At 58.8% G+C, this 23,305-nt stretch carries 21 protein-coding genes and 1 pseudogene; 12 read left to right on the top strand and 10 right to left on the bottom strand.

The window, feature by feature from the left end:
* Positions 1–62 precede the first annotated feature (62 nt).
* The 4 genes from mutH to GT756_RS13785 all read left to right on the top strand — a co-directional run bounded on the left by mutH (position 63) and on the right by GT756_RS13785 (position 3,139).
* Positions 63–758 (top strand): DNA mismatch repair endonuclease MutH, encoded by a 696-nt coding sequence (gene mutH / locus GT756_RS13800; protein ID WP_023319078.1) that lies wholly within the window; start codon positions 63–65, stop codon positions 756–758.
* A gap of 63 nt (positions 759–821) precedes the next feature.
* Positions 822–1,535 carry a TerC family protein gene (locus tag GT756_RS13795; RefSeq protein WP_160124845.1) on the top strand — a complete coding sequence of 238 codons (714 nt, stop codon included), beginning with the start codon at positions 822–824 and terminating at the stop codon, positions 1,533–1,535.
* Between the two features lie 123 nt (positions 1,536–1,658).
* The gene (locus GT756_RS13790; protein ID WP_002915974.1) at positions 1,659–1,877 is read left to right on the top strand and encodes a YgdI/YgdR family lipoprotein; all 219 of its coding nucleotides are present in this window, start codon (positions 1,659–1,661) and stop codon (positions 1,875–1,877) included.
* A 221-nt stretch (positions 1,878–2,098) separates the two neighbouring features.
* Positions 2,099–3,139: an NADP(H)-dependent aldo-keto reductase gene (locus GT756_RS13785; RefSeq protein WP_043520875.1), complete on the top strand. Its 1,041-nt coding sequence runs from the start codon at positions 2,099–2,101 to the stop codon at positions 3,137–3,139.
* Between the two features lie 198 nt (positions 3,140–3,337).
* On the opposite strand, the gene lplT is transcribed toward GT756_RS13785, so the two are convergent.
* The 3 genes and pseudogenes from lplT to GT756_RS26040 form a co-directional block, all read right to left on the bottom strand.
* Positions 3,338–4,531, bottom strand: coding sequence for a lysophospholipid transporter LplT (gene lplT / locus GT756_RS13780; RefSeq protein ID WP_130939380.1), 1,194 nt, complete (start codon positions 4,529–4,531; stop codon positions 3,338–3,340).
* The gene (gene aas, locus GT756_RS13775) at positions 4,524–6,683 is read right to left on the bottom strand and encodes a bifunctional acyl-ACP--phospholipid O-acyltransferase/long-chain-fatty-acid--ACP ligase (protein ID WP_114505739.1); all 2,160 of its coding nucleotides are present in this window, start codon (positions 6,681–6,683) and stop codon (positions 4,524–4,526) included. The genes lplT and aas overlap by 8 nt, the downstream gene beginning before the upstream one ends.
* 262 nt (positions 6,684–6,945) lie before the next feature.
* A pseudogene (locus GT756_RS26040) lies at positions 6,946–7,210 on the bottom strand (hypothetical protein).
* Positions 7,211–7,303: 93 nt separating this feature from the next.
* Between GT756_RS26040 and galR the strand changes: the two are divergent.
* Positions 7,304–8,320 (top strand): HTH-type transcriptional regulator GalR, encoded by a 1,017-nt coding sequence (galR, locus tag GT756_RS13770; protein ID WP_002915981.1) that lies wholly within the window; start codon positions 7,304–7,306, stop codon positions 8,318–8,320.
* Here the strand turns inward: galR and GT756_RS13765 are convergent.
* The 4 genes from GT756_RS13765 to GT756_RS13750 form a co-directional block, all read right to left on the bottom strand.
* Positions 8,281–8,760 carry a GNAT family N-acetyltransferase gene (locus tag GT756_RS13765; RefSeq protein ID WP_032456577.1) on the bottom strand — a complete coding sequence of 160 codons (480 nt, stop codon included), beginning with the start codon at positions 8,758–8,760 and terminating at the stop codon, positions 8,281–8,283. The two genes, galR and GT756_RS13765, sit on opposite strands and share 40 nt — an antisense overlap.
* On the bottom strand, positions 8,757–9,530 hold the full coding sequence (locus GT756_RS13760) for a GntR family transcriptional regulator (RefSeq protein ID WP_004205433.1): 774 nt from the start codon (positions 9,528–9,530) through the stop codon (positions 8,757–8,759). Before GT756_RS13760 ends, GT756_RS13765 begins: the two co-directional genes overlap by 4 nt.
* Before the next feature lie 67 nt (positions 9,531–9,597).
* Positions 9,598–11,025 carry a glycoside hydrolase family 1 protein gene (locus GT756_RS13755; protein ID WP_049004102.1) on the bottom strand — a complete coding sequence of 476 codons (1,428 nt, stop codon included), beginning with the start codon at positions 11,023–11,025 and terminating at the stop codon, positions 9,598–9,600.
* A 7-nt stretch (positions 11,026–11,032) separates the two neighbouring features.
* Positions 11,033–12,370 carry a PTS sugar transporter subunit IIC gene (locus GT756_RS13750; RefSeq protein WP_004205429.1) on the bottom strand — a complete coding sequence of 446 codons (1,338 nt, stop codon included), beginning with the start codon at positions 12,368–12,370 and terminating at the stop codon, positions 11,033–11,035.
* A 299-nt stretch (positions 12,371–12,669) separates the two neighbouring features.
* On the opposite strand from GT756_RS13750, the gene GT756_RS13745 reads away from it, so the two are divergent.
* Entirely contained in the window at positions 12,670–13,671 is a 1,002-nt protein-coding gene (locus tag GT756_RS13745) for a LacI family DNA-binding transcriptional regulator (protein ID WP_004229436.1), read from the top strand.
* Here the strand turns inward: GT756_RS13745 and lysA are convergent.
* On the bottom strand, positions 13,664–14,926 hold the full coding sequence (gene lysA, locus GT756_RS13740; protein WP_004205426.1) for a diaminopimelate decarboxylase: 1,263 nt from the start codon (positions 14,924–14,926) through the stop codon (positions 13,664–13,666). The two genes, GT756_RS13745 and lysA, sit on opposite strands and share 8 nt — an antisense overlap.
* Before the next feature lie 136 nt (positions 14,927–15,062).
* On the opposite strand from lysA, the gene GT756_RS13735 reads away from it, so the two are divergent.
* Positions 15,063–15,989, top strand: a complete 927-nt coding sequence (locus tag GT756_RS13735; RefSeq protein ID WP_004205422.1) for a LysR family transcriptional regulator — start codon at positions 15,063–15,065, stop codon at positions 15,987–15,989.
* Here GT756_RS13735 and GT756_RS13730 read toward each other — a convergent pair.
* Complete coding sequence (locus tag GT756_RS13730) at positions 15,955–16,668, bottom strand: aspartate/glutamate racemase (protein ID WP_064183201.1); 714 nt, start codon at positions 16,666–16,668, stop codon at positions 15,955–15,957. The genes GT756_RS13735 and GT756_RS13730 overlap by 35 nt on opposite strands.
* A gap of 139 nt (positions 16,669–16,807) precedes the next feature.
* On the opposite strand from GT756_RS13730, the gene GT756_RS13725 reads away from it, so the two are divergent.
* From GT756_RS13725 to GT756_RS13705, 5 genes are all read left to right on the top strand, one after another.
* Positions 16,808–17,134: a cupin domain-containing protein gene (locus tag GT756_RS13725; protein ID WP_004205420.1), complete on the top strand. Its 327-nt coding sequence runs from the start codon at positions 16,808–16,810 to the stop codon at positions 17,132–17,134.
* Between the two features lie 452 nt (positions 17,135–17,586).
* Positions 17,587–18,477 (top strand): carbohydrate ABC transporter permease, encoded by an 891-nt coding sequence (locus tag GT756_RS13720; RefSeq protein ID WP_004205419.1) that lies wholly within the window; start codon positions 17,587–17,589, stop codon positions 18,475–18,477.
* Positions 18,470–19,372: a carbohydrate ABC transporter permease gene (locus tag GT756_RS13715; protein WP_004205418.1), complete on the top strand. Its 903-nt coding sequence runs from the start codon at positions 18,470–18,472 to the stop codon at positions 19,370–19,372. The genes GT756_RS13720 and GT756_RS13715 overlap by 8 nt, the downstream gene beginning before the upstream one ends.
* Before the next feature lie 12 nt (positions 19,373–19,384).
* A complete protein-coding gene (locus tag GT756_RS13710) occupies positions 19,385–20,512 on the top strand; it encodes an ABC transporter ATP-binding protein (protein ID WP_017899248.1) in 1,128 nt (375 codons plus the stop codon).
* A gap of 16 nt (positions 20,513–20,528) precedes the next feature.
* On the top strand, positions 20,529–21,815 hold the full coding sequence (locus GT756_RS13705) for an ABC transporter substrate-binding protein (protein WP_004205415.1): 1,287 nt from the start codon (positions 20,529–20,531) through the stop codon (positions 21,813–21,815).
* Between the two features lie 55 nt (positions 21,816–21,870).
* Here GT756_RS13705 and GT756_RS13700 read toward each other — a convergent pair whose 3' ends face one another.
* Positions 21,871–23,214: a carbohydrate porin gene (locus tag GT756_RS13700; RefSeq protein WP_048295542.1), complete on the bottom strand. Its 1,344-nt coding sequence runs from the start codon at positions 23,212–23,214 to the stop codon at positions 21,871–21,873.
* Between the last annotated feature and the right edge of the window lie 91 nt (positions 23,215–23,305).

The raw sequence follows: 23,305 nt of genomic DNA, 5'->3' as shown, positions 1-23,305 counted from the left end.
CGGTAAACTCTATCCACAACGCGCAAAATTAGCGCTCATTTTTTAGCCAAAGGTGTCGCCCTATGCCCGCTATCGCTCCTCTCTCCTCTCCGCCGCAAAGTCAGGAACAGCTGTTGGCCCAGGCCCGACAGCTGGCCGGCTATACGCTGGGCGAGCTGGCGGCGCTGGCCGGGATCCCCATTCCCCGCGACCTGAAGCGTGATAAAGGCTGGACGGGCATCCTGCTTGAGCTGTGGCTGGGGGCCAGCGCGGGCAGTAAACCTGAACAGGATTTCGCCGCGCTGGGGGTGGAGCTCAAAACGATCCCTATCGACAGCCGGGGTCGTCCGCTGGAGACCACCTTTGTCTGCGTCGCTCCGTTAACCGGCAATAGCGGCGTCACCTGGGAGAGCAGCCATGTGCGGCATAAGCTGCAGCGCGTCCTGTGGATCCCGGTGGAAGGAGAGCGCACCATTCCTCTGGCGGCGCGGCGCGTCGGCGCACCGCTGCTGTGGAGTCCGAACGAAGAAGAGGAGCGCCAGCTGCGTATGGACTGGGAAGAGCTGATGGATCTTATTGTCCTCGGTGAGGTGGAGCGCATTACCGCCCGCCACGGCGAGGTGCTGCAGTTAAGACCGAAAGCGGCCAACAGCAAGGCGTTGACCGAAGCCATCGGCGCCCGCGGGGAGACGATCCTCACCCTGCCGCGCGGTTTCTACCTGAAAAAGAATTTCACCGCCGCCCTGCTCGCCCGCCATTTCTTGTTACAACACGATTAATTTTTTGTTCTGCGTTGGGGCGTGCATATAATTGCTGCTTTCTATTTTGCAGGACTTTGAACAATGTTATTTGCATGGATAACCGATCCTAACGCCTGGCTGGCGCTGGGCACCTTGACGCTGCTGGAGATCGTGCTCGGGATCGATAATATTATTTTTCTCTCTCTGGTCGTGGCCAAGCTCCCCACCGCCCAGCGCGCTCACGCGCGACGGATCGGTTTAATGGGGGCGATGGTCATGCGCCTGGCGCTGCTGGCCTCTATCGCCTGGGTCGTTAAGCTGACCAACCCGCTCTTCACCGTCCTCGGTCAGGAGATTTCGTTTCGCGATCTGATCTTGCTGTTAGGCGGACTGTTCCTTATCTGGAAAGCCAGTAAAGAGATCCATGAGTCTATCGAAGGTGGAGAGGAGGGGCTGAAAACTAACGTTCACTCCTTCCTCGGCGCCATCGTGCAGATCATGCTGCTGGACATCATCTTTAGCCTCGACTCGGTGATCACCGCCGTCGGTCTGTCGGACCATCTGTTTATTATGATGGCGGCGGTCGTGATTGCGGTGGGGGTAATGATGTTCGCCGCACGACCTATCGGCGATTTCGTTGACCGTCATCCGTCGGTGAAAATGCTGGCGCTGTCGTTCCTGATCCTCGTCGGCTTTACCCTAATGCTGGAAAGTTTCGACGTCCATGTGCCGAAGGGATACATCTACTTCGCCATGTTCTTCTCTATTGCCGTTGAGAGTCTTAACCTGCTGCGCAATAAGAAAAACCCGCTGTAAACCACAAAATTGCAGCCTGGTCACAGGCTGCAACCCTTTTTCAGACTTTACTGCTTTTTATGTCTCACAAATCAGGCTATTAATAGACGGGTATGGGGTGCAGCTACTCAAGAGGTGATGACGATGAAAAAATGGGCAGTATTGATTTCCGCCGTAGGACTGGCGTTCTCGGTTTCCGGTTGCAGCAGCGATTACGTCATGGCGACCAAAGATGGGCGCATGATCCTGACCGACGGTAAACCTACCGTGGATGACGATACCGGTCTTATCAGCTACGAAGATCAGCAGGGTAATAAAATGCAGATCAATCGTGACGACGTTTCGCAAATCATTAAGCGTTAATTTTTCCCCGTCGGCCCCAGCCTCTGTTGACGCTGCGCTTACCGACAACCAGCCTTCTGAGAAGAGTCGGGACACACCAGGACACCGCGGGTTCCACCCACCGCCCCTCCTCGTCACCCGGCTTTTTTGATTTTTTTACTTCCTCTTTTTCTCACCCTCTGCCATGTTGATACTCCTTTGTCGGGGAATGCCTGACCTTATAAATAAAAAGGAAGCTGGCTATGCAGTATCACCGTATCCCACACAGTTCACTTGAAATCAGCACCCTCGGGCTGGGAACCATGACCTTTGGCGAGCAGAACAGCGAGGCCGATGCCCATCAGCAGCTCGATTACGCAGTCGCCAACGGCATCAATCTGATCGATGTCGCCGAAATGTACCCTGTCCCGCCGCGCCCGGAAACTCAGGGGCTAACTGAAACCTACGTCGGCAACTGGCTGGCGAAACGCGGCAATCGCGAAAAGCTGGTGCTCGCCTCGAAGGTCAGCGGGCCCGCGCGCAATAACGACAGCAGTATTCGACCAAACCACGTCCTGGACCGGAAAAATATCCGCGAGGCGCTGCACGCCAGCCTGAAGCGTCTGCAGACCGATTATCTCGACCTGTACCAGGTACACTGGCCGCAGCGCCCCACCAACTGCTTTGGCAAGCTCGGCTACACCTGGGCCGACGCCGCCCCCGCGGTGACCCTGCTGGATACCCTCGAGGCGCTGACCGAGTTCCAGCGCGCCGGCAAGATCCGCTACATCGGCGTATCGAATGAAACCGCCTTCGGCGTGATGCGTTATCTGCACCTGGCGGATAAGCACGACCTGCCGCGGATCGTGACCATTCAGAACCCCTACAGCCTGCTGAACCGCAGCTTTGAAGTCGGCCTCGCGGAAGTGAGCCAGTTCGAAGGCGTGGAGCTGCTGGCCTACTCCTGCCTGGCTTTCGGCACCCTGACCGGGAAGTACCTCAACGGCGCGAAGCCGGCGGGGGCGCGCAATACGCTGTTCAGCCGCTTTACGCGCTACAGCGGCGAGCAGTCGCAGAAAGCGGTGGCGGCCTATGTGGATATCGCCCAACGTCACGGCCTCGATCCGGCGCAAATGGCGCTGGCCTTTGTGCGTCGGCAGCCGTTTGTCGCCAGCACCCTGCTGGGGGCGACGACCATGGCGCAGCTGCAGGCCAACGTGGAAAGTTTGCAGCTTGAGCTGAGCGAAGAGGTATTAGCGGAGATTGAAGCGGTGCATCAGGTTTATACCTACCCGGCACCGTAGCACGACCTGTCGACGCCAGCTTCTGGCGTCGCGTTGTTGCCCGGTGGCGGCTACGCCTTACCGGGCCTACGCTACCCAGGGCGGGTAGCCGCCTCAGTAGCCGCGGTAGCCCGGATCAGGCGCAAGCCGCAACCCGGGAGTTTCTCTCTGCCGCGCGCCTGGCAGTGGCGACGATTTCAAGTCAACCGCGACGAGAAGTTATTTACGCCGCCCCCAGACCCACAGCGCGGCGATGGCCACAGCAAACACCGCGCCAAAGCCTATTCCCACAGCGACCGGCGGTACGCCCACGCTTACCGCCAGAGAATAGAGCCCCAGCATCAGCAGCATCGCCACGTTTTCGCCCAGGTTCTGTACCGCAATGGCGTTACCCGCCCCGACCGAATGTTTCCCGCGCTCCTGCAGCAGCGCATTCAACGGCACGATAAAGAAGCCGCCGAACACCCCGAGCAGCAGCAACAGACCGAACGCCGGCAGCAGCGACTGCTGCACGGCAAAGGCTATCACCGCGATACCGATCAAAATCCCGGCCGGCATACAGCGCGACACTGTCTCCAGGGTCACCAGCTTCGCCGCCGCCCCGGCTCCCAGTACAATCCCCACCGCCACCATCGCATTAAGATAGGTAGGCATGGCGTTGCTGGTAATGCCCAGCGCCACCGGCACCCAGATCACCAGCAGGAAGCGCAGGGTCACGCCAGCGCCCCAGAACAGGCTGGTGCCCATCAGCGAAAAGCGGGTTTCGCCGTTGCGCCACAGCGCGCGGCAGGCGCTGAAGAAGCTGTGCGTCATCGGCTTGAAACGCCATGACTGCCCCGGACGCGCCGCCGGCAGCCTGGGTATCCACAGGTTAGCCACCACCGCCCCACCGTAGACCAGCGCGCAGACGATCAGCGCCGCCAGCACGTGCCAGTCGGCGAGGATCCCGCCGGCCATGGAGCCCAGCAGGATCGCCGCGATGGTCGAGGACTCCATCAGTCCGTTAGCCTTCACTAACTTATCGCCGGTGGTCAGTTCGCCGAGAATGCCATACTTGGCCGGCGAATAGGCGGCGGCGCCAATCCCCACCAGCGTATAGCCGATAAACGGATTCACGCCGAAGCAGATACAGCCGGCGCCAAGCAGCTTCAGGCCGTTGGCCACCATCATTACCCGGCCTTTGGCAAAGCTGTCGGCGAACTGGCCGACAAAGGGGGCAAAAAGGATGTAAGCGCCCACAAACAACATCTGCAGGACCGGCTGGCTCCACTCCGGATAATAGAGCTGCTTCATCAGCGCCAGGGTGGCGAAGAGAAGCGCATTGTCGCCGAAGGCCGACAGGAACTGGGCGCAGATCACCGCCATCATCCCTTTCGAATACAGCGACGGGTTAGTATGCACTGACTCACTCATGGGTTGTTTCCGCCTCGTCGACCATATTTTTCAGGGTGACATAGTCTGGCTTGCCGCTACCGAGCACCGGCAGCTGTTTCAGCCAGCGTATATCGCGCGGCACCGCCAGCTCCGGTACGCCGTGCTGGCGAGCGTAGCGCAGCAGGGCTTCGCGAGTCAGTTCAGTATCGGTGGTAAACAGCACCAGCGCCTCGCCTTTGCTGGCGTCCTGTTTAATCGCCGTGGCGTGCATTTTGTCCGGCGACGCGCCGAGGGCCACCTGCTCCACCATCTCAAGAGAGATCATTTCGCCAGCGATTTTGGCGAAGCGCTTCGCACGGCCCTGGATGCGGACATAGCCCTGGTCATCGAAAGTCACGATATCGCCGGTGTCATACCAACCCGCTTCCTTTTCACCGTGCTGATTTTCCGCCGTCGGCGCTTCCAGCACCCCGGGATTTTCCACCCGCAGGTAGCCTTTCATAATGTTCGGCCCTTTCAGCTGCAGTCGTCCCCCCTGCTCAATGCCAGGCATCGCCAGCAGGCGGGCGTCCATCCCCGGCAGAATCCGCCCCACGGTGCCGACCTTCGCCGCCATGGGCACGTTGATCGAGACCACCGGGGCGCACTCGGTCACACCGTAGCCTTCGAGAATACGCAGGCCGAATTTATCCTGCCACAGCTGTTTGGTGCTCTCCTGCAGCTTCTCCGCCCCGGCGACCACATAGCGGAGACGATAGAAATCATAGGGGTTAGCGAAGCGAGCATAGTTGGCGAGGAAGGTCGAGGTGCCGAACAGCACCGTGCAGTTGCGATCGTAGACCAGCTCCGGCACCACGCGATAGTGCAGCGGGCTGGGATAGAGAAACACCTCCGCGCCGGTAAGCAGCGGCGTCAGCAGGCCGACGGTGAGGCCAAAAGAGTGGAACAGCGGCAGCGCCGACATAAAGCGGTCGTTAGCGGTAAAGTCGGCGATGGTTTTGATCTGCTCGACGTTGGCCAGCAGGCTTTTATGGCTGTGCACCACCCCTTTCGGGTTGCCCTCCGAGCCGGAGGTGAAGAGGATCATCGCCGCGTCTTCCGGCTGCTGCTTAACCTGCGCCAGACGCGGCGCCAGCAGATGGCCGAAAATCCACAGTTTGTCTGCGGGGGTGATATCGCCTTTGAGATCTTCCAGGAACACCCAACGCACCTGGGTCAACTGCTCCGGCAGGTGCCAGAGCTTGCCTTTATCGAGGAAGGTGCGCGAGGTAAAAATGGTCTTGAGTTCCGCGGCGGCGATGGCGCTGCTGAGTCCTTTCACCCCGGCGGTATAGTTCATCATCGCCGGAATGCGCCCGCGGGCGATCGCGCCGAAAATCACCGCCGCGCTGATGCCGGCGTTGGGTAGCATCAGGCCGATCTTCTCGCCCTGCTGACTGTATTTTTCCAGAATGCGGGCGACAAACAGGGTTTTGGTCAGCAGCTTGCGATAGGTATCCGGCTGGAAGTTGATATCCTCCACGCAGGGTTTGCGCGCGCCGAAGCGGTCTTGCGCCGCCAGCAGCGACTCATACAGGGTTTCCCGCGGGCGCACCGCCATCCGGGCCTCCATCATGATCTGATGCAGCATTTCCCCGGCGATTTTGCGCCGGTCGCGGGCGCGCGGCGCCTCGGGCATCGGCAGATGGGTAGGCGGCAGCAGGTGCAGCTGAATCCGCGGGAACAGGCGACGCTTTACCAGCCCCTTCAGCCGGCTGAAGGGCGTCAGTTCAGCGCCTTCAATGCGCAGCGGCACGATGGTCGCCTGCGATTTGGCGGCGACAAAGGCGGCGCCGTCATAAATTTTCATCAGCGAGCCGCTGACCGAGATTCGCCCTTCCGGGAAGATGACCACCGGCCGCCCCTGTTCGATCAGGCGCACCAGATGTTTGATCGACATCGGCTTGGTCGGGTCCAGCGGCACAAAATCGATAATCGGCGTCAGCGCGCGCATAAACCAGCGCTGGCTGATTGAGGTATAGACGGCAAAAACCGGTCGGACCGGCAAAAACAACGCCAGCAGAATGCCGTCGAGGAAAGAGACGTGGTTCGGGGTAATTAAGACTTTTTGCTGGTGCAAAGCCTGCGTGTCGCCGGTCAGTCTGACCCGGTATAACCCCTTGAACAGCAGTCTGAAAAATCCCAATAGCATAACAACTCCATGTGACCGGTAATGAGTCAAAGCAGGTTACACGAGAAGGCGTGGGAAAGCAGTGCGGCGGGGGGATTTTCAGAATAAAAAAAACCTGCGCATCCGCGCAGGCTGGTGTAAGACGTCCAGTACGAAGAGCGTACCTGAGAAACTCACCTATCAATACCTCTGGGATCTCGATTGTCGCGTTTTTCGCCCGCTTCGGGCCAGCGGGAAAACGCAAGTGAGTGAGCCTAAGTGCAACCAGTTATTACGATTTTCGCTATCTGTAACAACGCCGGCGACGGGCAAAAAAAAACCTGCGCATCTGCGCAGGCTGGTGTAAGTAAAGTGGTCAACTTGACGTTGACTCCACCTATCAATACCTCTGGGAGAGCCAGAATATCAACCTGCTCGGCGGACAAACCAGCGAACATTCGCAACAGCGCATCGCAAAGTGTAAGCAAAGGTTTGTGTTTCCCCGAGCCGGTTTCAATTACTGATAGCGTCAATGTAAACAGGTCACCGATAAGCCCGCTCTGAATCACATTTGCGCCATTCCTTCGCCGCCGCGCCTTGAATCTGCCGCTCTTTCCCGTAACATAGCAGTATGTAAACGCTTACCCTATAAAAGGCATGGTATGGCGACAATTAAGGATGTAGCCCGACTCGCAGGAGTCTCCGTCGCTACCGTCTCCCGCGTCATCAACAACTCTCCCAAAGCCAGCGAAGCCTCGCGTCAGTCCGTGGGCGCGGCGATGGAAACCCTCAACTATCACCCCAACGCGAACGCCCGGGCGCTGGCCCAGCAGTCCACGGAAACCGTCGGCCTGGTGGTGGGCGATGTCTCCGACCCCTTCTTCGGCGCGATGGTCAAAGCCGTCGAACAGGTAGCCTACCGCACCGGCAATTTTTTGCTGATTGGCAATGGCTACCACAACGTGCAAAAGGAGCGCCAGGCGATAGAGCAGCTGATCCGCCACCGCTGCGCGGCGCTGGTGGTGCACGCCAAAATGATCCCCGATGAGGAACTCGCCGGGCTGATGAAACAGATCCCCGGCATGGTGCTGATCAACCGCATCCTGCCCGGATATGAAACCCGCTGCGTGGCGCTGGACGATCGCTACGGCGCCTGGCTGGCGACCCGCCATCTGATCCAGCAGGGGCACACGCGTATCGGCTATCTGTGCTCAAACCACGATATCTCTGATGCGGAAGATCGCCTGCAGGGGTACTACGCGGCGCTGGAGGAGAGCGGCCTGCCGTGCAACGACCGGCTGGTCACGTTTGCCGAGCCGGATGAAAGCGGCGGCGAACAGGCGATGACCGAACTGCTTGGCCGCGGCCGCCACTTTAGCGCCGTCGCCTGCTATAACGACTCGATGGCCGCCGGCGCGATGGGGGTGCTGAACGACAACGGTATCGACGTCCCGCGGGAAATTTCGCTGATCGGCTTCGACGATGTCCTGATTTCGCGCTATGTCCGCCCGCGGCTGACCACTGTCCGTTACCCGATCGTCACGATGGCGACCCAGGCGGCCGAGCTGGCCTTAGCCCTGGCGGAGCAGCGCCCGGCGCCGGAGATCACCCACCTGTTCAGCCCGACGCTGGTGCGACGTCATTCGGTGGTGGCCCCGCAGGAAGGCGATAAGTCGTAGCGATAGAGATGCACGGCGGTGGCCGGGTAATCCAGCCCCTCGCCGATGTAGCGCCAGCCGAAGCGTTCATAAAAATCGCGGCAGGTGGAGTAGAGATAAAGCTCCTGATAGCCCGCGCAGCGGGCATAATCGATCACATGCCGCTGCAGCTGTCCGGCCAGCCCCTGACCGCGAGCGGCGGGCGCGACGTACAGCGCCGCCAGCCAGGGAAACAGATCCTGGCGGCTTATCAAATCGCAGCGCCAGAGGCCAATCGTTCCGAGCAGTTGCTCCCCTTCCACGGCAATAAAGGTCAGCGGTAGCGCCTCCGCCGTCTGGCTATGCTGCACAATGCTGGCGAAAAATTCCCGCGGCAGCGCCTCGCCGCCAAAGGCCTGCCACAGCCAGTCGGTCACCTGCCGGGCGAACTGCGGCGCGGCGTACAGCGGCAGGATCGTCATACCAGCTTCCCCTGAAAAATCGGCACCGAATCGAACAGATAGCCGTCAAAGTCCGGGGCGTCTTCATCGGACAGCTCCAGCAGACTGTTTTTGACGTTTTCCAGATGCTGCCACATCGCCTGCCAGGCGCCCATCACATCGCGACGCCGCAGCGCGGCGAGCAGCGTCTGCCGGTCGCCGAGCCACTTCAGCCGCCAGGCGCGGCTGGCAATATGCACATTGAACTGCTGCCACAGCGGGCTGCTGTCCATCTGCAGCCAGATCCGCTCCACCGTCGCCAACAGCATCTGGTTCTGCGTCGCCCCGGCCAGCACCAGATGGAACAGGCGGGCGTTATCCTGGGCGGTGTCGTTGAGGGCGATAGCCCGCTGCTCCTGCTCGATAATCCGCTTCAGATTGTCGATATCGGCGCGGGTGGCCATTTTCGCGGCAAAGGCGGCGATATTGCTCTCCAGCAGCTGGCGCGCCTGGAGAATTTCAAACGGACCGACGTCGCTGCTGAGCAACTGCTCTTCTTCGCTGTCGTTTTCATGCGGGATACGCATGACGTACACCCCGGATCCCTGACGGATATCCACCGTCCCCTGCAGCTCCAGCATCAGCAGCGCTTCGCGCACAATGGTCCGGCTGACGCCATAGGTTTCGGCAATATGGCGTTCCGGCGGCAAACGCGACCCGACCGGGTAGCGCCCCTGCGCAATCTGGGCGCGCAGGTCATCACCAATCTCCTGATAGGGCTTCTTTTCCGGCGGAATTATCGCTTTTTCCACAAAATCACCTGTGCGTTACATGCCTGCGAGTCAAATACGCCGCTATCTTAGCAAAGATTGCTCCCGGCTAGCGGTATTCATCGTCGATATCCAGCACCAGCTCACGCCGTTCGCCGAGCTGACGAAACCAGTGCGCCGAAGCTTTGGGCCGCCGGGCGCGATGGTTTTGCAGATCGATTTCGATTAGCCCGTAGCGGTTTTTAAAGGCGTTCATCGGCGACACGTTGTCGGTAAACGCCCACAGCATATAGCCCTGGCAGTTGGCCCCTGCCTCGCGGGCGCGCAGGGTGTGCCAGAGATGTTCGCTGATAAAACGAATGCGGTAGCTGTCATCGATGACGCCTTCGCGGTTACGGAACTGGCCTTCGTTTTCCACCCCCATCCCGCTCTCGGCCACGAACCACGGGATGTTGCGATAGTCATTTTTGATCCGCATCGCCATATCAAAGATGATTTGCGGGTAGATTTCCCAGCCGCGGGAGGCGTTCATCCGCCGGCCGGGCAGCTCAAACGGCTCATAATACCAGGCTGGATGGAACGGGGTATGCGGATGCCAGGCCCGCGACGGGGCTTTGACCCGGTGCGGATAGTAAAGGTTAATCCCCAGCTCATCGACGGTGTGCTCGCGGATAATCGCCAGCTCCTCCGCGCTGGCCTCCCACGTCACCTGATGCTGCTCAAGCAGCGCGAGAAGCGCCGGCGGCCAGACCCCGTGCACCAACGGGTCGAGAAACATACGGTTGTAGAACAGATCGTAGATCTCCGCCGCGCGCAGGTCATGCGGGGCGCGGGAGCGTGGGTAGGTCACCTCCGGATTGAGGATGCAGCCAACGGTCCCGGGATAGCCGAGTTCGCGAAATCGCTTCACCACGCAGGCGGTCGCCAGCACCTTATGGTAGTTCCACTGCATCCAGGTGCTGGTGTTCTGCTCATAGGGCCAGCGCAGGGCATCCAGATAGACCCGGGTCTGCACCACGATCGGCTCATTAAAGGTAAACCAGCGGGTTACCTTCAGGTGGTAGCGGGCAAAGACCTGCTCCGCGTAGCGCACAAACAGCTCAACCACTTTTTTCGACCCCCAGCCGCCATACTTTTCCAGCAGATAGCCCGGTAATTCGTAATGCTCAAGGCAGATCATCGGCGTAATGCCGTTGGCCAGTAGCGCATCGAACAGCTGGTCGTAATAGGCCGCATACTCCTCATCCACCGTGACGTTTTCATAGTCGATCAGAAAGCGCGACCAGTTGATCGAGGTGCGGTAGTGGGTCAGCCCGGCCAGCTTCATCAGCTGCACGTCTTCCTGAAAGCGGTTAATAAAATCGGTAGCCACCGCCGGGCCATAGCCGTTATGCCAGACGTGGCGGTCGTTTTTGTACCAGAGATCGGGCCAGGAGTCCTGCCCCGGTTTTTTTCCGCTCCAGCCCTCGGTCTGCCAGGCGGAAGCCGCCGCGCCAAGGATAAAATCATCGGGAATGGTCATCCGTACGGTAGTCATAGGCTCCTCAGACAGGGTTGGCGGTCTGTTGATTGTCGGCCTGACGCTGTGCGGCATCGGCACGGCGGGAGGCAATTTTGACGAAAGGCAGATAGATAAGCACCGCGACGACGATGCAGATAAGCTGAGTCACCACCGCTCCCATCGAGCCGGCGGTGGACAGCCAGGCGTTGATCAGCGGCGGCGTGGTCCAGGGCACCATCACCACCGCCTTGCCGGCGAAGCCGGTCAGGGTGGCGAAATAGCCGATGCTGCCGGTCACCAGCGGGGTGATGATAAACGGGATGGCGAGGATCGGGTTGAGCATGATCGGCATCCCGAAGATCACCGGCTCGTTAATATTGAACAGCCCCGGGCCTATCGACAGCTTGGCGATCTCTTTCATCTCTTTGCGCCTGGTGGCGATCATCACCGCAATCAGCAGGCCGATGGTCAGCCCCGAGCCGCCGATGCTCATGTAAACATCCCAGAAGGGCATCGTGATGATGTTCGGTACCTCTTTCCCCTGCTCAAAGGCGCTCATATTGACGGTGATCGCCCCCAGCAGCAGCGGCTCGCGGATCGGCTTGATCATCTGGTTGCCGTGAATACCGATCACCCAGAACAGCTGGGCGACGAACATCAGCAGCAGGATCCCCGGCAGGCTCTGCACCACCCGCTCCAGCGGCTGCTGCACCACCTGGTAGACCGCATCGTAGAGATACATTCCCGTCAGCTGGTGGAAGAGAAAACCAAAGGTGGCGATCGCGGTGGTGGTGATGATCGCCGGGATCAGCGCGGAAAAAGAGGCAGAAACGTTCGGCGGCACGGTATCCGGCATCTTGATCTTCAGCCCCTTGCGCCCCTCCAGCCAGCAGTAAATCTCGACCGACAGAATGGCGATGAACATTCCGAGGAACAGACTACGGGTATCGGAGAACTGACGCAGCAGGACATCTTTCACCACGTGCATCTGGCCATCGACCATCATCTCCACCGTGGTCGGCGTGACGCAGATAAAGCAGATCACCGCCAGCAGGCCGGGAAACAGGCTTTTGATGCCGTTGATCCGCCCCAGCTCAATGCCGATCAGAAACACGGCGCCGATATTGAGGAAGTTGAGCGTGGCGTAGTTCAGCGCGCTGGTGATCGGCTTCAGAGCCGCGAGAAAGGAGAGTGAGGAAAAGCTGGCGAGCCCATTCTTCGGATCCAGCACCATATTGGAGATCAGCACCGAAAAGGCCCCGACGATGATCACCGGCATCAGGGTAATAAACGCCGATTTGATCGCCATAATGTAGCGATAGCTGTTGAATGTCGTCGCGAAACGCCCCAGCGCGTCGATCAGTTTGTCCTGTAATGCCATAAAAGAGTACCTCAGAGTAAAGGGCTTATTGCGGCCAGGTGGACAGCCAGTGACTTTTGGCATACCAAAACATAGTCGCCAGGCAAAAATTGTTCTGTGACAGCGCTCGCAACCCGCTTCGTGGTATCCCAAATATCGATAAAAACAGCCATTGGCATACCAGATACCGCCGGTTGGTCAGTTCCTGCTAAAAGCGTGATCGCGATGGTTTTTCCGCCCCGCCCCGTCGATATGTCCCTTTTCGGTCTGTGATAAACTGCGCCTTACCACGTGAAATCAGGAATCGATAAATGGCTACAATGCTGGATGTCTCAATTCGCGCAGGCGTCTCGAAAGCGACGGTTTCCCGCGTGTTGAACGGCACAGGTCAGGTGAAAGAGAGCACCCGCCAACAGGTCTTTAAAGCGATGGAAGAGCTGGGCTACCGGCCGAATTTCCTTGCCCGCTCGCTGGCCAATCAGACCAGCAACAGTATCGGGCTGGTTGTCTCCACCTTTGACGGCTTCTACTTTGGCCGTCTGCTGCAGCAGGCGTCACGCCAGACAGAAGCCTGGGGAAAACAGCTTATCGTCACCGACGGCCATGATACGCCGGAGCGCGAAGAGGAAGCGGTGCAGATGCTCGCCGACCGGCAGTGCGATGCGATCATCCTCTATACCCGGCATATGAGCGAGAAGGCGATCATGTCGCTGATTAACTCGATCGCCATGCCGCTGGTGGTGATTAACCGTGATGTGGCGCAGGCCCGCGAACGCTGCGTGTTTTTCGAACAGCAGGAAGCCGCCTTCCAGGCCGTGGAGTATCTGATTACCCAGGGCCACCGCGATATCGCCTGCATCACCGTCCCGATGCACACCCCCACCGGCCAGGCGCGCCTGCAGGGCTATCGCAACGCGCTGATAAAACATGGTATTGAGTGGGATCCGAGCCGGGTGAAATACGGGGACTCGACGATGACCCGCGGCTACGAGCTGTGCCGGGAACTGCTGGACGAGAAAGCCCGCTTCAGCGCGCTGTTTTCCTGTAACGATGATATGGCGCTGGGGGCCTCAAAGGCGCTGCATCAGGCGGGGCTGCGTATTCCGCAGGATGTGTCGCTGTTTGGCTTCGACGATGCGCCAAGCGCGAAATGGCTGGAGCCGGGGCTGTCGACGGTCTATCTGCCGATCGACAACATGATCACCACGGCTATCGATCAGGCGATCAAGCTTGCTAACCAGCAGCCGATCGAAACGATCCCGCCGTTCACCGGCACGCTGGTGTTGCGTGAGTCGGTGACGACGGGACCTTTTTTTAAATAAGCTCCAAGGCCAGCAGCTCCTGGATGGTCTGGCGACGGCGGATCAGCCGCGCCTTGCCGCCATCAAACAGCACCTCCGGCAGCAGCGGACGGCTGTTATAGTTGGATGACATCGAAGCCCCGTAGGCGCCAGTGTCATGGAGCACCAGATAATCCCCTGGGGCCACCGCCGGCAGCAGACGGGTCTCGACTTTCCCCCCTTCCTGCTGGGTAAAGACGTCCCCGGACTCGCACAGCGGCCCGGCCACCACGGTCTCCACCTGCGGCGCGGCGCTGAGATCGCGGCCATCCGCCGCCAGAGCGGTGATATGATGATAGCTGCCGTACATTGCCGGGCGCATCAGGTCGTTAAAGCCGGCGTCAATCAGCACGAAGTGGCGGCTGCCCATCTCTTTCACGCTGCGCACCTGCGACACCAGCACGCCGGACTCGGCCACCAGGAAGCGTCCGGGTTCAATCTCCAGTTTCACCGGGTGACCCAGATGGGTGGCGATCTGCTCCCGGGCGCGGTTCCACAGGCCATAATAGTGAGCGGTGTCGATGGCCTCTTCGCCCTCGCGGTAAGGAATAGACAGGCCGCCGCCGGCGGAGATGGCCTGCAGATCCTGACCAAAGTCGACAACCTGGCGCACCATCGCGCCGCACACCTGCTCCAGGTGACCATAGTCGACGCCAGAGCCGATATGCATATGGATCCCCACCAGCTGCAGCTGATAGCGACGCATCACTTCCAGCGCCGCCGGCAGGTGGCTGTACCAGATGCCATGCTTGCTGTTCTCACCGCCGGTATTGGTTTTCTGGCTGTGGCCGTGGCCAAAGCCCGGGTTGACGCGCAGCCAGACGCGATGGCCCGGCGACACCTCCCCCAGCTGGCTTAGCATGTCGATCGAACCGGCGTTCACCGGGATCTGTAACGCCTTGACGCGATCGAGGGTGGCGTCGTCGATCAGATCGGCGGTGAAGACAATATCCTCTGGATTCTGCTGCGGATCGTAGCCTGCCGCCAGCGCACGCTCGATCTCCCCCAGCGACACCGAGTCCACCTTCACCCCCTGCTCACGCATCAGACGCAGAATATGGATGTTAGAGCAGGCTTTTTGCGCAAAACGCACCACGTCAAACTGGCTGAGCTGGGCAATCTGGCGGCGAATAATCTGCGCATCATAGACCCAGACCGGGCAGCCAAATTCCGCCGGCAGGCGCAGCAGGTTGTCCGCGGTTAGATCGGTATCAGTGGCGTAAAGCGAATGTGGCATAAAAACTCCGGTGCAGTGCGTGTGTTGGTCGCTGTTTTTTCTGATTACGCCACAGTGCCTGACCAATAAAAAATATCGTTTTATCGCGACTCTATGCAAAAATGATATGGTTACAGCCGAGCCTCAGGGAGACCGCATGCCAGCCGTCAATTTGCGCCATATCGAAATCTTTCACGCGGTGATGACCACCGGCAACCTGACCGAAGCCGCGAGGATGCTGCATACCTCGCAACCCACCGTCAGCCGCGAGCTGGCGCGCTTTGAGAAGGTGCTCGGCCTTCAGCTGTTTGAGCGGACCCGCGGTCGCCTGCAGCCAACCGTGCAGGGCCTGCGCCTGTTTGAGGAGGTTCAGCGTTCCTGGTACGGCCTGGACCGCATCGTCAGCGCCGCCGAGAGCCTGCGCGAGTTTCGCCAGGGCGAGCTGTCGATCGCCTGCCTGCCGGTGTTTTCCCAGTCCTTTCTGCCGCTGCTGTTGCCACCGTTTCTCGCCCGCTACCCGGAGGTCAGCCTGCAGATCGTCCCTCAGGAGTCGCCGCTGCTGGAGGAGTGGCTCTCCGCCCAGCGCCATGACCTTGGCCTGACGGAGACCTTGCATACCCCGGCGGGCACCGAACGCACTCCGTTGCTGACGCTGAATGAAGTCTGCGTGCTGCCCGCCGGCCATCCGCTGGCGGCGCAGACGACGCTGACCCCCGCCGATTTTCAGGGCGAAAACTACATCAGCCTGTCGCGCACCGACAGCTATCGCCAGCTGCTCGACGCCCTGTTCCTTGAGCATCAGGTCAAGCGGCGGATGGTGGTCGAAACCCACAGCGCGGCCTCGATCTGCGCCATGGTGCGCGCCGGCGCCGGGATCTCGGTGGTTAACCCGCTGACCGCCCTGGACTATGCCGATAGCGGCGTGGTGGTGCGCCGCTTCAGCGTTGAGGTGCCGTTTACCGTCAGCCTGATCCGCCCGCTCCATCGCCCGCGCTCGGCGCTGGTCGATGCCTTCGTGACGCACCTGCAGCAGAGTCTGCCGCAGATCCTCACGCCGCTGGCGTCGGTCCTGCAGAGAGCATAAAGTTGACCGCGTCTTCCGCATGGATCGCCGCGGTGTCAAAGACCGGCAGCGGGCTGAGCTCGGCAGGCACCAGCAGGCCTATCTCCGTACAGCCGAAAATAACCCCTTCCGCTCCCTGCTCCGCCAGGGCGGCGATCGTCTGCAGATAATAGTCCCGCGACGCCTCGCTGAAGGTGCCGAGACAGAGCTCGTCGAAGATGATCTGATTGATCCGCGCCCGATCGTCGGCCTCGGGGATCAGCGTCTCGATGGCAAACTGCTCCTGCAGACGACCGCGATAAAAGGTCTGCTCCATGGTATAGCGAGTGCCCAGCAGCGCGACCCGCCGCTGGCCTCTGGCGGCAATCGCCCGCCCGGTGGCATCGGCGATATGCAGAAAGGGAACCTGGCAGCGGGCGGCGATGGCATCCGCTACCTTGTGCATGGTGTTGGTGCACAGGACAATGCCCTCGGCGCCCGCCTGCTGGAGCCCGACCGCGGCTTCGGCAAGGATCGCCCCGGCGCGATCCCAGTCGCCGGCGGACTGACAGGCTTCGATGTCGTGAAAATCGACGCTGTGCAGCACCAGGCTGGCGGAGTGCAGCCCGCCCAGTCGCGCCTTCACGCCTTCATTAATCAGGCGATAGTAAGGGATCGTTGACTCCCAGCTCATGCCGCCTAACAGGCCAATGGTTTTCATCTTCTGCTCCTTATGTCGTTTCTGCCAGTGAAACAAACTTGTGATCAACTTTCCACTTCTCTGGCCGCGTATTTCTTTTTCATGAAGAGTGGGATAAGTTAAGTGAAACAACGTTTCATTTTAACAACAGGATCGCCCGATGTTTATTTTCCATAAAGACACCACCCTTGAAGACCTCGGCAATGGCGTAACCCGCCGCATTCTGGCGCACGACGGCAAAATGATGGCCGTAGAGGTGAATTTTGCCGCCGGCGCCGTCGGCCCGATGCATAACCATCCTCACGAACAGCTCACCTATGTGCTCTCGGGCGAGTTCGAGTTCACTATCGGCGAGGAGACGCGCGTCGTCAGCGCTGGCGATACGCTGTATAAGCAGCCGGGGATCATGCACGGCTGCGTCTGTTTGCAGCCCGGCACGCTGCTCGACACCTTTACCCCGATCCGCGAAGATTTTCTCGCACGCTGATGAAAAACGGGGGCGATCGCCGCCCCCGATTCAGGTTTCACAGCACGCGCTAAAAAAGATGCCGCCCCAATCATTATCCTGGTAATAATATTTCCCGCTCAGTTCAGACTGATTGTTCCTTGTTTTCAAGCTCCCTCAGATTCTTAAAGTGCTTACCACCTCACCTTTTTGAAACATCGTTTCGACTTTGATCACATTTCCATCCAGATCTGCATGACGCGGAAATAAATCGCAATAAAATGAAATTAAAACGGTGTTTTATAAAAAACAGATCAGCATAAAAAAGAGCCTGACGGCCCCTCCATGTTGGGCCAGATAAAACTTAAGCCATTCATTAACAAGGATATGTTAACCAGAGGAAACGTTCAGACTTTTTGCGTTGGTCGCGGCAAAAGGCCGACAGCGCCGCGTCACCCGATCCGTATTACAACTCGTAAGCCAGGTAGGTATGTATGAATGAAAACAAGCTGCTGGGATTGGCATGGATATCGCCCTATATCATCGGGCTGATTGTCTTTACTGCTTTTCCTTTTGTTTCATCTTTCTTTCTCAGTTTTACTGAGTACGACTTGATGAGTCCGCCGGTATTTAACGGCATTGAAAACTATCGCTATATGTTGACCGAGGATAGCCTGTTCTGGAAATCGATGGGGGTGACCTTTGCCTACGTCTTTTTAACCATCCCCTTAAAACTGGCTTTCGCCCTCGGCATTGCCTTTGTGCTCAATTTCAAACTGCGCGGCATCGGCTTTTTCCGCACCGCCTACTACATCCCGTCGATCCTCGGCAGCTCGGTGGCGATTGCCGTGCTGTGGCGCGCCCTGTTCGCCATTGACGGCCTGCTGAACAGCTTTCTCGCCGTCTTTGGCATCGATGCCGTCAACTGGCTGGGGGAACCCTCGCTGGCTTTAATGTCGGTCACCCTGCTGCGCGTCTGGCAGTTTGGCTCCGCGATGGTCATCTTCCTCGCCGCCCTGCAGAACGTCCCGCAGTCGCAGTATGAGGCGGCAATGATCGACGGCGCCTCGAAGTGGCAGATGTTTATGAAGGTCACCGTGCCGCTGATCACCCCGGTGATTTTCTTCAACTTTATTATGCAGACTACCCAGGCGTTCCAGGAGTTTACCGGCCCGTACGTGATAACCGGCGGCGGCCCGACCTATTACACCTACCTGTTCTCGCTCTACATCTACGATACCGCCTTTAAGTACTTCGACATGGGCTATGGCGCCGCGCTGGCGTGGGTGCTGTTCCTCGTCGTGGCGGTCTTTGCGTCGATCGCCTTTAAGTCATCTAAATACTGGGTCTTCTACTCCGCCGATAAGGGAGGCAAAAATGGCTGATATTCAACAGATGGCGCCGGTGATGAGCGACGCCGATCGTGAGGTCGCCCGTACGCTGCGCCGGGAAAAAGTGAGCCGGGTGGTGCGCTACGTCGTGCTGATATTCGTCGGCCTGCTGATGCTCTACCCGCTGGCGTGGATGTTCTCCGCCTCGTTCAAGCCGAACCATGAGATCTTCACCACCCTCGGGCTGTGGCCGACCCACGCCACCTGGGACGGGTTTATCAACGGCTGGAAGACCGGCACCGAATACCATTTCGGCCACTATATGCTGAACACCTTTAAGTATGTGATCCCGAAGGTGGTGTTAACCATCATCTCCTCCACCATCGTGGCGTACGGCTTTGCGCGCTTTGAGATCCCGTGGAAGAAGTTCTGGTTCGCGACGCTCATCACCACCATGCTGCTGCCGAGCACCGTCCTGCTGATCCCGCAGTACCTGATGTTCCGTGAAATGGGGATGCTGAACAGCTATCTGCCGCTGTATCTGCCGCTGGCCTTCGCCACCCAGGGATTCTTTGTCTTTATGCTGATCCAGTTTCTGCGCGGCGTGCCGCGCGATATGGAAGAGGCGGCGCAGATCGACGGCTGCAACTCCATCCAGGTGCTGTGGTATGTGGTGGTGCCGATCCTCAAGCCGGCCATTATCTCGGTGGCGCTGTTCCAGTTCATGTGGTCGATGAATGACTTTATCGGTCCGCTGATCTACGTCTACAGCGTCGATAAGTATCCCATCGCGCTGGCGCTAAAAATGTCTATCGACGTCACGGAAGGCGCGCCGTGGAACGAAATTCTGGCAATGGCGAGCATCTCCATTCTGCCGTCCATCATCGTCTTCTTCCTGGCTCAACGCTACTTCGTGCAGGGCGTGACCAGCAGCGGAATCAAAGGTTAAGAGGGAAATATCATGGCTGAAGTGATTTTCAACAAACTGGAAAAAGTTTACTCCAACGGGTTTAAAGCGGTGCATGGTATCGACCTGAAGATTGCCGATGGCGAATTTATGGTGATCGTCGGCCCTTCCGGCTGCGCCAAATCGACCACCCTGCGCATGCTGGCGGGTCTGGAGACCATCAGCGGCGGCGAGGTGCGGATCGGCGACAAGATCGTCAACAACCTGGCGCCTAAATCCCGTGGTATTGCGATGGTGTTCCAGAACTACGCCCTCTATCCGCATATGACGGTGCGCGAAAACCTCGCCTTTGGCCTGAAGCTGAGCAAGCTGCCCAAGGCGCAGATTGATCGGCAGGTGGAGGAAGCGGCGAAAATCCTCGAACTGGAGGAGCTGCTGGAACGTCTGCCGCGCCAGCTCTCCGGCGGCCAGGCGCAGCGCGTGGCGGTGGGCCGGGCGATCGTCAAAAAACCGGACGTCTTCCTGTTCGACGAGCCGCTCTCCAACCTGGACGCCAAGCTGCGCGCCTCGATGCGCATTCGCATTTCCGATCTGCATAAGCAGTTGAAGAAATCCGGTAAACCGGCGACCACCGTCTACGTTACCCACGATCAGACGGAAGCGATGACCATGGGCGACCGCATCTGCGTGATGAAGCTCGGCCACATTATGCAGGTCGATACCCCGGACAACCTTTACCACCAGCCGAAAAATATGTTTGTCGCCGGCTTTATCGGCGCGCCGGAGATGAATATTCGCCCCAGCCAGCTGGTTGAGCACGACGGCCGCCTGTGCCTGACCCTTGGCGACCAGCGCCTGCCGTTGAACGACCGTCTGGCGGAGAAAGTCGGCGCCTATCAGCATCAGGAGGTGTTCTACGGGGTCCGCCCGGAATTCGTGTCGCTCTCCGACGCACCGTTCGCCGAAGGCGGCTGCATGGGCGAGATGGTGCGGGTGGAAAACATGGGTCATGAGTTCTTTGTCTATCTGCAGGTCGCGGGCTACGAGCTGACCGCTCGCGTGCCGTCGGACGATGCGAAGCCGATGATTGCTAAGGGACTGAATCGAAAAGTCTATTTCACCTTTGATCTTAACAAGTGTCACATCTTTGACGCCAAAACCGAACAGAACCTCTCTCTGTGAACCCTGGAGCATAACAATGAAAAACGTGCTGATAAGCGCCACCCTCTCCGCCACCCTGGGCCTTAGCGCCTTCTCCTCGCTGGCGCAGGATGTCGACCTGCGCATGTCCTGGTGGGGGGGCAATGGCCGCCATCAGGTGACCCTCAAGGCGCTGGAGGCTTTTCACCAGCAATATCCTGATATCAATGTCAAAGCGGAATATACCGGTTGGGACGGCCATCTTTCGCGCCTGACCACCCAGATAGCCGGCGGCACCGAGCCTGACGTGATGCAGACCAACTGGAACTGGCTGCCGATCTTTTCGAAAAATGGCGATGGCTTTTACGATCTCAATACTCTGAAAGACGAGATCGATCTCAGCCAGTTTGACGCCAAAGAGCTGCAGTCCACCACGGTCAACGGCAAGCTCAACGGCATCCCGGTGTCGGTCACCGCCCGCGTTTTCTACTTTAACGACGAAGCGTGGAAAAAGGCGGGCATCCCTTTCCCGAAAACCTGGGATGAACTGCTGGCGGCGGGGAAAACTTTCGAAAGCAAACTCGGGAAACAGTACTACCCGGTGGTGCTTGAGCACCAGGACGTGCTGGCCCTGCTCAACTCTTACATGGTGCAAAAATACAACCAGCCGGCCATCGATGAGAAGGGCCGCAAATTCTCCTACAGCAAAGCGCAGTGGGCGGACTTCTTCGGCATGTATAAGAAGCTTATCGACAGCCATGTGATGCCGGACACCCGCTACTATGCCTCGTTCGGCAAGAGCAACATGTACGAGATGAAGCCGTGGATCCAGGGTGAATGGGGCGGGACCTACATGTGGAACTCCACCATCAATAAATATTCCGACAATCTGAAGCCGCCGGCGAAGCTGGTGCTGGGGGAATACCCGATGCTCCCCGGCGCCACCGATGCCGGACTGTTCTTCAAGCCTGCGCAGATGCTGTCCATTGGCAAATCGACGAAAAACCCGCAGGCGGCGGCGAAATTGATTAACTTCCTGCTGAACAGTAAAGAAGGGGTGGATATTCTGGGTCTGGAGCGTGGCGTGCCGCTGAGCAAAGCGGCGGTCACCTACCTGACCGAGGACGGGATCATCAAAGCCGACGATCCGGCGGTGTCCGGCCTGAAGCTGGCGCAATCCCTGCCCACCACCCTGCCGGTCTCGCCGTACTTCGACGACCCACAGATCGTCGCCCAGTTCGGCACCACCCTGCAGTACATCGACTACGGTAAAAAGTCGGTGGAAGAAGCGGCCGAGGACTTCCAGCGCCAGACCGACCGCATTCTGCGCCGCGCGATGCGTTAACCTGCCTGAACTCTCCCGCGGCGTCCGCCGCGGGAGAGCCTGCCTGAGCATCTTGTCAGAAGAAATATTTAAAGCGCACCCGGGCACCATAGCGTTCGTCGGGATTCCCGCTCTTCGCCGCCGTGGAATCGAGCCACGAGGCGTAGGCGCCAAGGTAAATATTGAAGTTCGGCATCGCCATAATATTCGGCAACTGCCAGGATGTATGCACGGTATGGATGTCATAGCGCCCCGGCGCGAGGATTGCGCAGTCGCCATCGCACTCGCCATTCACCCCGGCCATGTTGAACTGATCGATTTTGTTATGCGCGTAGATATAGCCCAGCTCCACGCGATGCCACAGGGCATTGATTCCGGCGCTGAAGTCGGTTTCATCCGCCGCGTCCAGCAGGGCAGTACTCAGATTGACCACCGCCCCATCGTGCGGATCGCTTTTCAGGGTGTTCCAGCTCATGGTCATCCCGTAGCCGGTGCGGTTTGACTGGTCGACCCAGCGCCCGCTCTGATTCTGATAGCCGTAGGCGTTGTTGACGAGGTTGCTCTCAATCGCTGCCGCCGCCGACCAGGCGCCGGACTGCCACACCGCCACCGGCCGCACGTACACCACGTTTTTGCGGTTTTCCAGCGCATTACCGTGATAGTTCTGATCGACAAACAGCGAACTGCCGTCCTCCACCAGGGTATTGACCTCGAAATACCAGTTATCTACGGTTTTGCTGAACAGGAGGTTGCCGCCGCTGCTGCTGCGGCCGCGCCCCTCTTTCATCATGTAAATATAGCCATAGCCGTCGGAATAAAGGTCGTTGGCGGTATTTCCTGAATATTCAATAAAGGTATCCTGATTCAGGGGGAACATATCCCAGGCTTCAAAGCGGCCTATTTTTATTTTCCAGTCATCCTGCTGACCAAAGAAAAATACCGCATCGTCGAGATTCATTTTGCCATCCATATCCGCCAGCGGCTGCACGCTGAATCCGGCATATTTCCCGTCGTCGCCATTACGTCTGCCATCAAAACCCAGCAGAATACGGCCATTAATATCCCAGCGTTCTTTCTCGCCGGGCGCCCAACTTTTATTCGCGCTGGTTTTGACCGACGTCAGGCTACCGGTGCGGCTGGCGCCATCAAGATTAAATTCGACGTCGCCATAAAATTTTAATTCGCCATTGTCGTTCAGCTGCAGGCGCGGCGTAGCCGGCGCCGCGCCGGCGACCGTCGTGGCCTGCTGCTGGCCTTTCAGCGTCTTAATCTCCGCCTCTGCGCTGGCGGCGCGCGCCTCCGTCGCCTTCAGCCGCTGCTCCATTTGCGCCAGCCGCTCTTCCAGCGATAACGGCGCCTGCGCCATCGCCTGTGGCAGATACAGAGACGTGAGAAAACACCCGACCCAGATTTTATTCATCGGTAAACCCTTTTATTATGGAATGAACTGAATTTTTTATTAATGGGTAATGCACGACGATACAGGCAATAATAACCCGCCCATCGTCAAA

The sequence above is a fragment of the Klebsiella sp. Q2 genome, assembly GCF_009900705.1.
Taxonomy (GTDB): Bacteria; Pseudomonadota; Gammaproteobacteria; order Enterobacterales; family Enterobacteriaceae; genus Klebsiella; species Klebsiella quasipneumoniae.
Note: the sequence above shows the minus strand (reverse complement) of the source record. Positions and strands in the feature narration are given on the sequence as shown.

Excerpts from the sequence above, each read along its gene's own strand:
- GT756_RS13710 (WP_017899248.1), top strand. The coding sequence starts at position 19,385 with ATGGCTGAAGTGATTTTCAACAAACTGGAAAAAGTTTACTCCAACGGG.
- GT756_RS13745 (WP_004229436.1), top strand. The coding sequence starts at position 12,670 with ATGCTGGATGTCTCAATTCGCGCAGGCGTCTCGAAAGCGACGGTTTCC.
- GT756_RS13735 (WP_004205422.1), top strand. The coding sequence starts at position 15,063 with ATGCCAGCCGTCAATTTGCGCCATATCGAAATCTTTCACGCGGTGATG.
- GT756_RS13755 (WP_049004102.1), bottom strand. The coding sequence starts at position 11,025 with ATGACTACCGTACGGATGACCATTCCCGATGATTTTATCCTTGGCGCG.
- galR (WP_002915981.1), top strand. The coding sequence starts at position 7,304 with ATGGCGACAATTAAGGATGTAGCCCGACTCGCAGGAGTCTCCGTCGCT.
- GT756_RS13730 (WP_064183201.1), bottom strand. The coding sequence starts at position 16,668 with ATGAAAACCATTGGCCTGTTAGGCGGCATGAGCTGGGAGTCAACGATC.
- GT756_RS13700 (WP_048295542.1), bottom strand. The coding sequence starts at position 23,214 with ATGAATAAAATCTGGGTCGGGTGTTTTCTCACGTCTCTGTATCTGCCA.
- aas (WP_114505739.1), bottom strand. The coding sequence starts at position 6,683 with ATGCTATTGGGATTTTTCAGACTGCTGTTCAAGGGGTTATACCGGGTC.
- GT756_RS13785 (WP_043520875.1), top strand. The coding sequence starts at position 2,099 with ATGCAGTATCACCGTATCCCACACAGTTCACTTGAAATCAGCACCCTC.
- GT756_RS13725 (WP_004205420.1), top strand. The coding sequence starts at position 16,808 with ATGTTTATTTTCCATAAAGACACCACCCTTGAAGACCTCGGCAATGGC.
- GT756_RS13795 (WP_160124845.1), top strand. The coding sequence starts at position 822 with ATGTTATTTGCATGGATAACCGATCCTAACGCCTGGCTGGCGCTGGGC.
- GT756_RS13765 (WP_032456577.1), bottom strand. The coding sequence starts at position 8,760 with ATGACGATCCTGCCGCTGTACGCCGCGCCGCAGTTCGCCCGGCAGGTG.
- mutH (WP_023319078.1), top strand. The coding sequence starts at position 63 with ATGCCCGCTATCGCTCCTCTCTCCTCTCCGCCGCAAAGTCAGGAACAG.
- GT756_RS13720 (WP_004205419.1), top strand. The coding sequence starts at position 17,587 with ATGAATGAAAACAAGCTGCTGGGATTGGCATGGATATCGCCCTATATC.
- GT756_RS13790 (WP_002915974.1), top strand. The coding sequence starts at position 1,659 with ATGAAAAAATGGGCAGTATTGATTTCCGCCGTAGGACTGGCGTTCTCG.
- GT756_RS13705 (WP_004205415.1), top strand. The coding sequence starts at position 20,529 with ATGAAAAACGTGCTGATAAGCGCCACCCTCTCCGCCACCCTGGGCCTT.
- lysA (WP_004205426.1), bottom strand. The coding sequence starts at position 14,926 with ATGCCACATTCGCTTTACGCCACTGATACCGATCTAACCGCGGACAAC.
- lplT (WP_130939380.1), bottom strand. The coding sequence starts at position 4,531 with ATGAGTGAGTCAGTGCATACTAACCCGTCGCTGTATTCGAAAGGGATG.
- GT756_RS13715 (WP_004205418.1), top strand. The coding sequence starts at position 18,470 with ATGGCTGATATTCAACAGATGGCGCCGGTGATGAGCGACGCCGATCGT.
- GT756_RS13750 (WP_004205429.1), bottom strand. The coding sequence starts at position 12,370 with ATGGCATTACAGGACAAACTGATCGACGCGCTGGGGCGTTTCGCGACG.